This window comes from Blastococcus sp. TF02A-26 (genome assembly GCF_003319125.1).
Lineage (GTDB): Bacteria > Actinomycetota > Actinomycetes > Mycobacteriales > Geodermatophilaceae > Trujillonella.
Genome location: NZ_QOHG01000007.1, coordinates 138,980 through 151,548 on the forward strand (window position 1 = coordinate 138,980; position 12,569 = coordinate 151,548).

Annotated in this window: 11 protein-coding genes, 1 tRNA gene and 1 pseudogene; 3 read left to right on the top strand and 10 right to left on the bottom strand. The window is 74.4% G+C overall.

The features are described from left to right. Nucleotides 1-60: 60 nt before the first annotated feature. Nucleotides 61-133 (bottom strand) — tRNA-Gln (locus DQ240_RS10100). 234 nt (nt 134-367) lie between these two features. Here DQ240_RS10100 and DQ240_RS10105 point away from each other — a divergent pair. Together DQ240_RS10105 and DQ240_RS10110 are read left to right on the top strand one after the other, a co-directional pair. Further along, nucleotides 368-1,363, top strand: a complete 996-nt coding sequence (locus DQ240_RS10105) for an acyl-CoA desaturase (RefSeq protein WP_233498613.1) — start codon at nt 368-370, stop codon at nt 1,361-1,363. Nucleotides 1,364-1,473: 110 nt separating this feature from the next. Next, the gene (locus DQ240_RS10110) at nt 1,474-2,067 is read left to right on the top strand and encodes a TetR/AcrR family transcriptional regulator (RefSeq protein WP_113839557.1); all 594 of its coding nucleotides are present in this window, start codon (nt 1,474-1,476) and stop codon (nt 2,065-2,067) included. Between the two features lie 61 nt (nt 2,068-2,128). On the opposite strand, the gene DQ240_RS10115 is transcribed toward DQ240_RS10110, so the two are convergent. From DQ240_RS10115 to DQ240_RS10150, 9 genes and pseudogenes are all read right to left on the bottom strand, one after another. After that, nucleotides 2,129-3,097, bottom strand: a complete 969-nt coding sequence (locus tag DQ240_RS10115) for a 4-(cytidine 5'-diphospho)-2-C-methyl-D-erythritol kinase (protein ID WP_113839476.1) — start codon at nt 3,095-3,097, stop codon at nt 2,129-2,131. Beyond that, nucleotides 3,094-3,837 carry a 16S rRNA (adenine(1518)-N(6)/adenine(1519)-N(6))-dimethyltransferase RsmA gene (gene rsmA / locus DQ240_RS10120; protein ID WP_233498614.1) on the bottom strand — a complete coding sequence of 248 codons (744 nt, stop codon included), beginning with the start codon at nt 3,835-3,837 and terminating at the stop codon, nt 3,094-3,096. The genes DQ240_RS10115 and rsmA overlap by 4 nt, the downstream gene beginning before the upstream one ends. A 150-nt stretch (nt 3,838-3,987) precedes the next feature. Beyond that, nucleotides 3,988-5,076 (bottom strand): resuscitation-promoting factor, encoded by a 1,089-nt coding sequence (locus tag DQ240_RS10125; RefSeq protein ID WP_113839478.1) that lies wholly within the window; start codon nt 5,074-5,076, stop codon nt 3,988-3,990. Between the two features lie 354 nt (nt 5,077-5,430). Continuing rightward, nucleotides 5,431-6,270, bottom strand: a complete 840-nt coding sequence (locus tag DQ240_RS10130; RefSeq protein ID WP_113839479.1) for a hypothetical protein — start codon at nt 6,268-6,270, stop codon at nt 5,431-5,433. Between the two features lie 48 nt (nt 6,271-6,318). Further along, nucleotides 6,319-7,203: a TatD family hydrolase gene (locus tag DQ240_RS10135; protein WP_113839480.1), complete on the bottom strand. Its 885-nt coding sequence runs from the start codon at nt 7,201-7,203 to the stop codon at nt 6,319-6,321. 37 nt (nt 7,204-7,240) lie between these two features. Then, complete coding sequence (gene metG / locus DQ240_RS10140; RefSeq protein ID WP_113839481.1) at nt 7,241-9,034, bottom strand: methionine--tRNA ligase; 1,794 nt, start codon at nt 9,032-9,034, stop codon at nt 7,241-7,243. 34 nt (nt 9,035-9,068) lie between these two features. Then, nucleotides 9,069-9,683, bottom strand: a complete 615-nt coding sequence (locus DQ240_RS10145; protein WP_113839482.1) for a hypothetical protein — start codon at nt 9,681-9,683, stop codon at nt 9,069-9,071. A gap of 96 nt (nt 9,684-9,779) precedes the next feature. Next, entirely contained in the window at nt 9,780-10,358 is a 579-nt protein-coding gene (locus tag DQ240_RS24250) for an amino acid permease (protein WP_255410889.1), read from the bottom strand. Nucleotides 10,359-10,452: 94 nt separating this feature from the next. Then, nucleotides 10,453-11,535 (bottom strand): annotated as a pseudogene (locus tag DQ240_RS10150) (APC family permease); the annotation flags it as partial. On the opposite strand from DQ240_RS10150, the gene corA reads away from it, so the two are divergent. Continuing rightward, nucleotides 11,427-12,557 carry a magnesium/cobalt transporter CorA gene (corA, locus tag DQ240_RS10155; protein ID WP_233498615.1) on the top strand — a complete coding sequence of 377 codons (1,131 nt, stop codon included), beginning with the start codon at nt 11,427-11,429 and terminating at the stop codon, nt 12,555-12,557. The pseudogene DQ240_RS10150 and the gene corA sit on opposite strands and share 109 nt — an antisense overlap. The last annotated feature ends 12 nt before the right edge of the window (nt 12,558-12,569 follow it).

Here is a 12,569-nt window from a genome sequence, read left to right on the forward strand (position 1 = left end):
GACGGCGGGGCGGGCGGGTGCACCGCTGGGCACTCGCCGCGGTGCTGCCGATGACGGCTGCTGGGGGACTCGGACTCGAACCGAGACTGCACGGCTCCAAAGGCCGGCGGGCTGCCGATTACCCCATCCCCCATCCGCGCCGGCCGGTCCGGACGCCGCGGGGCACCGGCACCGGCGCCACGGGCAGCCTAGGTGACGGCGCCCCCCGCTCCGCACCGATCGCGCGCCCGCGGCACGCCCGCAGCGGGGCCCCGGGGCGCTGAACAGGGGGTTCCCACCCCACCGGGCGGACCCTCCCACCGGCACGTAGGTTACGGAGCCGTAACCACGGTCGGGGACGCTGCGGCGGCCGACCGGTTCGTCACCCTTGGAGGCCGTTCTGTCCGCTCCCGCCCTCACCCGGCCCTCGGCCCCGATCCGGCCGGCCGACCCGGACGCCGGCCTGCCGGCCAACGCCTACGGCAAGGAGAAGGGCGCGGTCGAGCAGATCACGCTCTACCTGTTCGTCATCGTCCCCTTCCTGGCACTGGCCGCGATCGTCCCCGTCGTCTGGGGCTGGGGGATGTCCTGGCTGGACCTCGGCCTGCTGGTCGCCTTCTACTTCATCCCGCTGCTCGGCGTGACCGTCGGCTACCACCGGTACTTCACCCATGGCTCGTTCAAGGCGGGGAAGCCGCTGCGCTACGGGATGGCGATCATCGGGTGCATGGCCATCGAGGGCCCGGTCGTGCAGTGGGTCGCCGACCACCGTCGGCACCACGCGTTCTCCGACCGCGAGGGTGACCCGCACTCCCCCTGGCGATACGGCACGGACACCCGGTCCCTGATGAAGGGCATCTGGCACGCGCACCTGGGCTGGCTCTTCGACCGCCGCCAGACCAACCCCGAGCGCTACGCCCCCGACCTGCTCAAGGACAAGGGCCTGCGGGTCGTCAGCCGCCTGTTCGTCGTCTGGGCGTTCCTCAGCCTGGCGCTGCCCGCCGTCATCGGCGGGCTGGTCACCGGCACGTGGGCCGGGGCCCTGTCGGCGTTCTTCTGGGCCGGCCTGGTGCGGACGGCGCTGCTGCACCACGTGACCTGGTCGGTCAACTCGATCTGCCACGTGCTCGGCTCCCGGCCGTTCGCCTCGCGCGACCGCGCCACCAACGTCTGGCCCCTGGCGATCCTCAGCGGCGGCGAGTCGTGGCACAACCTGCACCACGTCGATCCGACCTCGGCGCGGCACGGCGTGCTGCGCGGCCAGGTCGACATGAGCGCCCGGGTGATCTGGGTCTTCGAGAAGCTCGGCTGGGCGCACAGCGTCAAGTGGCCCGACCCCGTGCGGCTCGCGGCCAAGCGGGCGCCCGTCCAGGCCGCGGGCTGAGCACGCCCGCGAACGTCCCCCCGCCCGGGCGCCCCGCCGCTGCGCGGGCGCCCGGGCGGCGCCGCCCCGAGGGAGCACTCGGGTCCGGCGGCACCCGGCCGCGGGTGCGCATGACCGGCGCCCAGCGCCGCCAGCAGCTCATCGACATCGGCCGGGAGCTGTTCGGCCGGCGCGGCTACGAGGCCACCTCGATCGAGGAGCTGGCCGCGCGGGCCTCGGTGAGCAAGCCGGTCGTCTACGGGCACTTCGGCGGCAAGGAGGGGCTGTACGCCGTCGTCGTCGAGCAGGAGATGCGCCGGCTGCTCGACCGGTTCGCCGACGCCCTCTCCGCCGGCGGTCACCCGCGGGAGCTGCTGGAGCGGGCCGCCCTCGTCCTCCTCGACTACATCGAGGAGGACACCGACGGGTTCCGCGTCCTCTCCCGCGACTCCCCGATCAGCGACGCCGCCGGGCACTACTCGTCCCTGCTCGGCGAGGCCGCGCACCAGGTGGAGCACCTGCTCGCCGCGCAGTTCACCCGCAACGGCTACGACCCCCGGCTGGCCGGGCTCTACAGCCAGGCCCTGGTCGGGATGGTCGCGCTGGTCGGCGCGTGGTGGCTGGAGGACCGGTCCCGCGGCAAGCGGGACGTCGCCGCGCACCTGGTGAACCTCGCCTGGAACGGCATGGGGCACCTGGAGTCCCGCCCCCGCCTCTCCGACTGAGCGAGGACCCCGCTGCCCCCCACCGCTCGCCAGCTCGCGGCGGGCCCCTGCACCGGGGCCGTCAGCCGACGAGGCGGGCGCCCGGGACCGGGCCGTGGACGGCGCGCACCGTCCGGAAGGGACCGCGGTCGGCCATGCGGGCCGCCAGTGCCGCCGCGCCGTCCTCGTCGGCGGCCAGCGCGGCGACGGTGGGCCCGGAGCCGCTGACCAGCGCCGCGGCGGCACCGGCGTCCGTCGCGGCGTCCAGCGCCTGCTGCAGGTCCGGCCGCAGGCTGATCGCCGGCGCCTGCAGGTCGTTCGCCAGCGCCGCGGCGAGGGCCTCGACCGGGCCGCTGCGCAGGGCGGCGACCACCGGGTCGGGCGAGGCGAGCAACTCCCCCGGCGGCAGCTCCCCCGCCGCCCGCAGCCGGTCGAGCTCGCCGTAGACCGCCGGGGTGGACAGCCCCGCGCCCGCGATGCCCAGCACCCAGTCCCAGCGGCGTCGGGCGAGCACCGGGCTCAGCCGGTCCCCGCGCCCGGAGCCGAGGGCCACCCCGCCGAGCAGGCTGAACGGGACGTCGCTGCCGAGCTGGGCGGCCAGGCGCGCGAGGTCCCCGCGGGTGGCGTGGGTGCCCCACAGCGTGTCCAGCGCGACGAGGGCGGCCGCGGCGTCGGCGCTGCCGCCCGCCAGCCCCGCCGCGGCGGGGATCGACTTGTCGATGGTGACGGCGGCCTCGGCCGGCACCCCGGCGTGCTCGGCCAGCAGCTCCGCAGCCCGCCACACGATGTTGCGGCGGTCCGTCGGCACCCGGTCGGGCCCTGACCGGCCGCCGGCGAACTCGCCGGTCAGCTCGATCGAGAGATCCCCGGCCGGGCGCACCGTGACGGTGTCGAAGAGCGAGACGGCGAGGAAGACCGTGCGCAGCTCGTGGTAGCCGTCGGCGCCCAGGGGCGCCACGGCCAGGTGGACGTTGACCTTGGCGGGCGCGCGGGCCACGACCGCGCCGTCGCCGCTGATCCGCCCCGGGCCGCCGTGCGACGCGGGGCTCATGCCGAGCCGCCGCCGGCCGGGTCCGCCGCGGTGGCGGCCAGGCGGGCGAAGTCGGTCACCGACAGCCGCTCGCCGCGCGTGGCGGGGTCGATCCCGGCGGCCCGCAGCCGGGCCTCGGCGGCCGCCGGGCTGCCGGCCCACCCGGCGAGGGCGGCGCGCAGACCCTTGCGGCGGGTCGCGAAGGCGGCGTCGACGACGGCGAAGGTGGCGGCACGGTCACCGGGCGGCGGCGGACGGCGGTCGAGCGCCACGAGCCCGGAGTCGACGTTCGGCTCGGGCCAGAACACCCGCCGGCCGACCGCGCCCGCTCGGCGCACCTCCCCGTACCAGGCGGCCTTGACCGACGGGACGCCGTAGGCCGGCGACCCGGGCGGCGCGGCCAGTCGCTCGGCCACCTCGGCCTGCACCAGGACGAGGGCGCGCCGCAGCGTCGGCAGCAGCTCCAGCAGGTTCAGCAGCACGGGCACGGCCACGTTGTACGGCAGGTTGGCCACCAGCGCGGTGGGTGGCGGCCCGGGCAGCTCCCGCACCCGTAGCGCGTCGGCCTCCACGACCCGCAACCGGTCGGCCAGCCCGGGGGCACGCTCGGCGACCGTCCGCGGCAGCCGCGCGGCCAGCCGCGGGTCGATCTCCACGGCCGTCACCGACGCCGCGGCCGGCAGCAGCCCGAGCGTGAGGGAACCGAGGCCGGGACCGACCTCCAGGACGACGTCCTCGGGGCGCAGCTCAGCGGTGCGCACGATCCGCCGGATGGTGTTGGCGTCGTGCAGGAAGTTCTGCCCGAGCGACTTCGTCGGCCGCAGGTCGAGCTGCTGGGCGAGGTCGCGGATGGCGGCCGGGCCCAGCAGCCCGTCGGACGGGTCGGGAGGCGGAGTGCTCAGCGGGTCGGCTCAGTCGAAGAGGTGGTGCCCACAGGTCCACTGTCCGGCACCGGACCGGGCGTACAGCATCTGGGCCCGCATCGTCTGCTCCTCGACCGAGGCGGCGGCCGGGTCCCCGCTGCCCCCGACGGACGCCCAGGTGGCGTTCGAGAACTGGTACATGCCGCGGTAGCGGCCGGTGGCGCTGACGGCGTTCGGCCGGCCGCCGGACTCGCACTGCGCCAGCGCCGCCCAGTTGAGGCCGTCCGCGGCGACCGACGCGGCCGGGCGCGGCTTGGTGCCGACCGTGACGAGCTCGTCGACCGGCTGTGCGGTCACGGTGGTGGCGACCTGCTGGCGGCCGGTCTCGACACCGTCGACGACGGTGACGCGCCAGGTGATCGACTGCTGGCCGTCGACGCCCTCCTGCGTGACCTCGTCGTCGCCCTCGAAGGCGGCCGGATCCGGCGTCTCGACGGTCCCGTGCGGGATGGCGACGGTCTCGACGACGTCGCTCACCTGGACGCGGAAGACCTGCAGGCGCATGCCCGCGAGCAGCGGCTGGGTCGGGTACATGCTGGTGCGGTCGGTCTCGGCGAGCGTGATGCCCTGCTCGGCGAGCAGGTCGGCGACGGTCGGCGCCGTCGTCGTCACGACGCGCTGCTGGCCGTCGGCGACGAGGGTGACCGGCTTGGGGGTCGAGATCGACAGGGCCATGCCGTCCAGCGGCAGGCGCTCGCTGCGGCTGGCCGAGACGACCAGGCCCTCGGCGCGCAGGCCGAGCTGCTCGAGCGCCCCGTCGACGGACAGGGCGGTCACGTAGACCTCGCTGGACCGGCCGTCGACCGTCAGCTGCAGGGGCCGGGCCCGGTTCAGCACGACGGTGTCGCCGTCGGAGACCGAGGCGCCGGTGTCGGGCAGGACGACGTCGTGCGACCGCGGCTCCAGGCCCTCCTCCTCGAGCACCTCACCGACGGTGTCGGCGTAGGTGCTGACCTCCTGGACCTGCCCGTCGACGGTCAGGGTCAGCGTCTTCTGCGCGGCGTAGAACGCCACGACGCCACCGACGAGCCCGAGCAGGACCAGGGCGAGGAGGGGGAGCTTGAGGCTGCGAGGCACGACACTTCCACGGGGTCACGGAACCGGGCAGAGGGCGGCCCACCGGCGCGCCGCCGGCTGGCGGCCCGCCGGGCGGCCCCGTCTCCGGACGGCCTGCCCGGGGCCAGCGATGGCTCCGGGCGACGCCGCCCGAGGTCGGTCCCCACCCCGGCTGGTCACGACACGATAACGGGCGCGATACGGGTGGCAACGGTGCGTGTGGAGTGGACCATGGGGACGACACGTCGACATGTAGGCGCGCCGACACGGTCAGTGATCGACGGGCCGGGTCGCACCGGGTATCGGCGACTCGGCGTGCCGGACACTGCGTGACAGAGGTCACCGCGTGGTCGCGGGCACAGGCGGGTAGACCCGTCAGCCGGCCAGTGCCCGCTCCGACAGCTGCACCGGCCGCAGCCAGGTCACCAGGAAGGCGGCGACGGCGAGCCCGGCGGCCAGGGCCGAGAAGCCGCCGGCCACCAGCGCGACCGGCGAGAGGTCGACGCCGTCGGTCACCCGGTCGCCGAGCCGCACGCCGGCGACCAGCAGCAGGAAGCCCAGCGGGAGCAGCGCGACGACGCTCGCGGCGGCGCTGACCAGGTGCGCCGTCCAGGTGCGCAGCGCCTCGTCGACCGGGACGTCGGCGCCCTCGGCCGGCAGCGGCCGGACCAGGGCGCGCAGCAGGGCGACCTCGGCGAGGAGCCAGGCGGCCAGCGGCGCCCCCAGGGCCACCCACGCGACCCGGTCGGGCAGCTCGTCGCGCTGCCACATCAGCACGGCGGTGACGACCTCGGCCGCGACGACGACGCGCATCGTCCACAGCAACCACAGCGAGATCTGCTCGGACCGGCGGGGACGCCGCGGCGGGGTGCCCGTGGTCCAGCGCGGCCGCGGGCGGGTGGCCTCGGCCAGCACGACCCCGATCAGCAGCCCCAGCGCCACGGCCGGCGCCCACAGGAAGACCGAGGCCTCCGCGAAGACGGCCACGCTGCCGGCCACCGCGACCAGGCCGAGCAGCAGCCCGATCCGGCGCACGCGGCGTCCGTGGGTGGCCTGCCGCTGCACGGTGTCGCGCGCCTCCGCCGTCGGCGAGGTGAACTCGACCGACGCCGAGGCGACCGCCCGACGGCCTCCGGCCAGGGCCCAGGCGCGGGCGAGCAGGACACCAGGCACCAGCACGGCGATGAACAGCACGACGGCGATGAGGCGACCCACGCCTGCCAGTGTGCCCCTGTCTGCCGCCGCGGTGGCGGCCGCGGCCGCTCAGTCCTCCCAGGGACCGAAGACGCGCTCGGCGGTCGCGGTGAGAGCGGCGCAGAGCTGCTCGAGGTCGACCCCGGTGACCTCGGCCAGCGTGCGCACGGTGTGCGGGACGAGCCGGGAGGCGTTGGGCCGGCCGCGGTACGGCACGGGCGTCAGGAACGGGGCGTCGGTCTCGACCAGCAACTGGTCCAGCGGGGTGAGCGCCGCCGCCTCGCGCAGGTAGCCGGCGTTGGCGAAGGTCAGCGTGCCGGCGAAGGAGAGCACGTGCCCCCGTGCGACGCAGGCACGGGCGAACGCGGCGTCGCCGGAGAAGCAGTGGAACACGGTGCGCTCGGGCGCCCCCTCGTCGTCGAGCACCCGGAGGATCTCGTCGTGGGCGTCGCGGTCGTGGATCACGAGGGCCTTGCCCCGCTCCTTCGCGATCCGGATGTGCGCGCGGAACGACGCCTCCTGGGCGGCCCAGCCCTCCGGGCCGGTGCGGAACCGGTCGAGCCCGGTCTCCCCCACCGCCCGCACCCGTGGCTGTGCGGCCAGCCGGTCGATCTCGGCCAGGGCCGTGTCCATGTCGCCGCCGTCGTCCACCCAGGACCCCGCCTCGTTGGGGTGGACGGCGACGGCGGCCAGGACGTTCGGGTGCCGGGCCGCCAGCTCCGCCGACCACCGCGAGGAGGGGACGTCGACGCCGACCTGCACCAGCCGGGGCACCCCGACCGCCTCCGCCGCCGCCACCTGCGCGTCGACCTCCGCCGCGTCGGGCGCCCGGTCGAAGCCGCCGACGGCGATGTCCAGGTGGGTGTGGCTGTCGACGACCGGCGCCGGGAGGGGCTCCGGGTCCGGCGGGAGCTCCCCGCGCCGGTTCGCGCGGGAGGACGACGACCGGCTCACGACAGCCGCCCCGAGGACACTTTCGCGCGCGAAAGTCTCACTTCCCGCCCTCCAGCCGGGCCAGCTCCTCCTCCACGATCGACTCGTCGAGCTTCGTGAACACCGGGGTGGGCGGCGCGAGCGGCGTCCCCGGCTGCAGCGGCCGGGACGTCCACACCGCCTGCGCGGAGTCGTAGTCGCCGGTGATGACCGGGTAGGGCGACCCGTCGTCGAGGTCGGTGACCTCGTCGATCCGCGGGGCCGGGGACCAGACCCCCGTGCCGCCGAGCAGCTCGTGGATCTGCTGCGCCGAGTGCGGGAGGAACGGCGTGAGCAGCGCGTTGCAGTCGCTGATCGCCTGCAGCGCGGTGTGCAGCACCGTGTCCCGGCGGGCCGGGTCCTCCTTGAGCTTCCACGGCGCCTGGTCCGACAGGTACTTGTTGGCCTCGCCCACCACGCGCATCGCCTCGGCCGCCGCGGCCTTCTGCCGGTTGCGCGCCAGCAGGTCGCCGATCGGCGCGAAGGCCCCGGACGTCGTCGCCAGCAGGGCGCGGTCGGCGTCGGTCAGCTCGCCGGGGGTGGGCACCGCGCCGACGTTCTTCGCGGCCATCGAGACCGACCGGTTGACCAGGTTGCCCCAGCCGGCGACCAGCTCGTCGTTGTTGCGGCGGCGGAACTCCGCCCAGGTGAAGTCGGTGTCCTGCGACTCGGGTCCGGCTGCGGCGATGAAGTAGCGCAGCGCGTCGGCGTCGTAGCGGGCGAGGAAGTCGCGCACGTAGATGACGACCTGGCGGGAGGAGGAGAACTTCCGCCCCTCCATCGTCAGGAACTCGCTGGAGACGACCTCGGTGGGCAGGTTGAGCCGGCCCAGGGACCCGGGGGTGCCGCCCTTGTCGCCCTCGCCGTTGTAACCGAGCAGCTGGGCCGGCCAGATCTCGGAGTGGAAGACGATGTTGTCCTTGCCCATGAAGTAGTAGGCGTCGGCGTCCGGCGTCTGCCACCACTGCCGCCAGGCGTCGGGGTCCCCGGACCGGCGGGCCCACTCGATCGACGCGGACAGGTAGCCGACGACGGCGTCGAACCACACGTAGATCCGCTTGTCGGGCCGGTCGCGCCAGCCGTCGAGGGGCACCGGCACACCCCAGTCGATGTCGCGGGTGTAGCTGCGCGGCTTGAGGTCCTCCAGCAGGTTGACGCTGAAGTTCAGGACGTTCGGGCGCCAGCTCTTGCGGGTCGCCAGCCAGTCCCCCAGGGCGCGGGTGAACGCGGGCAGGTCGAGGAAGTAGTGCTCGCTCTCGACGAACCTCGGCGTCTCCCCGTTGATCTTGCTGACCGGGTTGATCAGGTCGGTCGGGTCGAGCTGGTTGCCGCAGTTGTCGCACTGGTCGCCGCGGGCGCCGTCGTAGCCGCAGATCGGGCAGGTGCCCTCGATGTAGCGGTCGGGCAGGGTGCGGCCGGTCGAGGGGCTGATCGCGCCGAGGGTGGTCTTCGGGAAGACGTACCCGTTCTTCAGCAGCCCGAGGAAGATCTCCTGGCTGACCGCGGCGTGGTTGGCCGTCGTCGTCCGCGTGAACAGGTCGTAGCTCAGCCCGAGGGACTGCAGGTCCCCGGTGATGATCCGGTTGTTCCGGTCGGCGATCTCGCGCGGGGTGACACCCTCGGCGTCCGCGGCCACCGTGATCGGCGTCCCGTGCTCGTCGGTGCCACTGACCATCAGCACCCGGTCCCCCACCATCCGGTGGTAGCGGCTGAAGACGTCGGAGGGGACGCCGAAGCCGGAGACGTGGCCGATGTGCCGCGGACCGTTGGCGTAGGGCCAGGCCACCGCGGTCAGGATGTGACGATCACTCACGTCACGAGAGTAGTGAGCCGCGCTGGAGCCCCGCTCAGTGCTGGCTGGTCGAGACCGGGGACGGTGTGCCCGTGCCCGCATCGGCCGGGTTCGTGAGGACCACCGCGAGCAGCGCCACGCCGATGACCGCGACCGTGGCGACGCGCAGCGTGCGCTGGTCCTCGGAGAGCTCGGGCGCCCGCTCCCGCGGCCGGGGGCCGGCGGCCACCCACGCCGTCGCCGAGGGGGCGGTGGCCAGCAGCATCTTGCCGACCGGCACCGCGACCGCACTCAGGGCCAGGGCGGGGACGGGCAGGCCCGGACCCAGCGCGTCGAGGGACGGGGTCGCCAGGGCCACGAGGAACGCGACGACGAGGACGGCGAGTTCCGTGCAGGCGACGACGACCAGGAGGCGGGACCCGGAGCCGTCGACCAGCAACAGTCCGCCGCCGGCGCCGAACACCGCCCAGGCCGCGAGCCCGAGGAGCCACAGCGCCGCCACGGCGCCGGACGACCCGCCGGAGGACCGGAACAGCCCGTCGAGGCCGGTGAGCGCGGCGGCGACCACGGCCACCGCCTGCAGCAGCGCGATCCCCGCGGCCGCCAGCACGGTGACCGGGGGGATCGGGTGTGCGGCGTCGGCTCGGACGTCGGGGGTGGTGCTCGCCACGGGGATGCCTTCGGGACGGGGACGGTCGGTCCCCGGTCAGGTCGTCCCCCGCGCCGCCCCGCTGTACGGCCGCGGGCGCGGACTCACCCCATCGGGTCAGCCGCCGCGCGCCCCGCGGTCGGCGGTGGCGCGCGCCGCCGCGGCCTCCCCCTCGGCGCCGGCCAGCCGGCTGTACCGCCGCCCGTAGACCACGTAGACGACGAACCCGAGCGCCATCCAGCCGGCGAAGCGGACCCACGTGTCGGCCGGGAGGTTGAGCATCAGGTACAGGCAGGCCAGCGCCGAGAGGATCGGCAGGACCGGCACGAAGGGGACCCTGAAGGCCCGCGGCAGGTCCGGCCGGGTGCGGCGCAGGACGATCACCGCGATCGAGACGAGCACGAAGGCGAACAGCGTGCCGATGTTGACCAGCTCGGCGAGCGTGCCGATCGGCAGGAAGCCCGCGAGCAGGGCCACGGCGACACCCGTGGCGATGGTGATGCGGTAGGGGGTGCCGTAGCGGTGGTGCACCACGCCCAGGCCCGGCGGCAGCAGGTGGTCGCGGCTCATCGCGAACAGGATCCGGGACTGGCCGAGCATCAGGATCATGACCACCGAGGTCAGGCCGGCCAGCGCCCCGACCGAGATCAGCGTGGAGGCGAAGTCGAGCCCGACGCTCGAGAACGCCTCCGCCAGCGGCGCCTCGGTCGAGAGCTCGGAGTAGGGGCTGCATGCCCACCACCACGAGCGACACCGCCACGTACAGCAGGGTGCAGATCGCCAGCGAGCCGAGGATCCCGCGGGGCAGGTCGCGCTTGGGGTTCTTCGTCTCCTCGGCGGCGGTGGCCACGATGTCGAAGCCGATGAAGGCGAAGAAGACGATCGAGGCGCCGGCGATGACCCCGCCCCAGCCGAAGGTCCCCTGGGTGAAGCCGAGCAGCTGGATCAGCGGGCTGCGCCAGCCGCTCTCGCCGTCCGCGGCACCCTCCGACGGCGGGACGAACGGGCTGTAGTTCTCGGCCTCCGTGTAGAAGAAGCCGAGCACGATGATCAGCAGCACGATGGCGACCTTGATCGCCACGATGACCGCGGTGACCCGCGAGGACAGCTTGATCCCCAGCACCAGCACCCCGGTCATCACCAGGGCGATGACGATGGCCGGGATGTTGACCGTCGCGTCCTCCCCCGCGATGGACGTCGGCAGCGACAGCCCGGCGTCGCCCAGCAACTGGTTCAGGTAGCCGGACCACCCGCGGGCCACGGTCGCGGCACCGAGGGCCAGCTCCAGCACGAGGTCCCAGCCGATGACCCAGGCCAGCAGCTCGCCGAGGGTGGCGTAGCTGAACGTGTAGGCCGACCCCGCGACCGGCACCGTCGAGGCGAACTCGGCGTAGCAGACGGCGGCCAGCGCGCAGACGACGCCGGCGATGACGAACGAGAGCGCACCGCCGGCCCCGCCGTCGTCCGCGCCACCTCGCCGGTGAGCACGAAGATGCCGGTGCCGATGATCACCCCGACGCCGAAGACCGTGAGGTCCAGCGCCGAGAGGTTCTTCCTGAGCCGGTGCTCCGGTTCCTCGGTGTCGCGGATCGAGTCCTCGACGGACTTCACGCGGGCGGTGTTCCTGCGGTCGGCGCTGCTGGTCACGACGTCCCTCCCGGCCCCCCGGACGAGCTGCCCGTTCGTCCCGGGCAGCGTGGCACGGGTGGGCCGGACGCGCATGCCTACGCTGACCTCCCCGATCCGCGAGCGTGGAGGCGTGCCGTGACCGCGACCGACCCGTCCCGCGAGGCCGCGCCCGACGGGCCGTCGTCCACCGCCGGCCCTCCGGACCTGCAGCTCCCCACGACCCGTCCACGACCGGCCGGGGCACCGCGCACGACCCCGAGCCGGCCTCCGGGTCAGGACGCCGTCGTCGACTGCGCCGTCTACGTCGACGGCCGCCGGCAGGCACCGGTGGAGCCCGGCGAGGCGCTGGCCGCCGCCGTCGAGCAGGGCGGCTACGTGTGGCTGGGGCTGTACGAGCCGACCGAGGACGAGCTGGAGTCGATCGCCGACCGGTACGGGCTGCACCCGCTGGCGGTGGAGGACGCCGTCTTCGCCCACCAGCGACCGAAGCTCGAGCGCTACGACGAGGACCTGTTCATGGTGCTCAAGACGGCGACCTACGTGGAGCACGACCGGCTGACGGCGACCAGCGAGGTCGTCGACACCGGTGAGGTCATGGTCTTCCTCGGCGAGCACTACGTGATCACCGTCCGGCACGGCCGGCACGGCGACCTCGCCGAGCTGCGCCACCGGCTGGAGGAGCAGCGCGACCTGCTGTGCCTGGGGCCGGCCGCCGTCCTCTACGCGGTGGCCGACCTGGTGGTGGACACCTTCGTGGAGGTCGCCGACGCCGTGCAGGACGACGTCGACGAGCTCGAGGCCTCGGTGTTCAGCCCCGAGCGCACCGACGACATCGGCCGGCTGTACCAGCTCAAGCGGGAGCTGATGGCGCTGCGCCGGGCGGTCGCGCCGCTGGAGGTGCCGCTGCAGAAGCTCTCCGAGCGGCAGATCGACGTCGTCCCCGACGCGATGCGCTCCTACTTCCGCGACGTGCAGGACCACGCCATCCGCGTGCGTGACGCCGTCACCGGGCTGGACGAGCTGCTGTCGTCGATCCTGCAGGCGTCGCTGGCCCGGACCCAGATGGCCGACAACGAGGACATGCGCAAGATCTCGGCGTGGGCGGGCATCATCGCCGTCCCCACCGCGATCGCCGGGATCTACGGGATGAACTTCGAGTTCATGCCGGAGCTGCACTGGCGGATCGGCTACCCGCTCGTGCTGCTGCTGATCGCCGTCTCCTGCATCTGGCTGTACCGCGGCTTCAAGCGCAACGGCTGGCTGTAGCGGGCGAGCACA

Excerpts from the sequence above, each read along its gene's own strand:
- DQ240_RS10115 (WP_113839476.1), bottom strand. The coding sequence starts at position 3,097 with ATGAGCCCCGCGTCGCACGGCGGCCCGGGGCGGATCAGCGGCGACGGC.
- DQ240_RS10110 (WP_113839557.1), top strand. The coding sequence starts at position 1,474 with ATGACCGGCGCCCAGCGCCGCCAGCAGCTCATCGACATCGGCCGGGAG.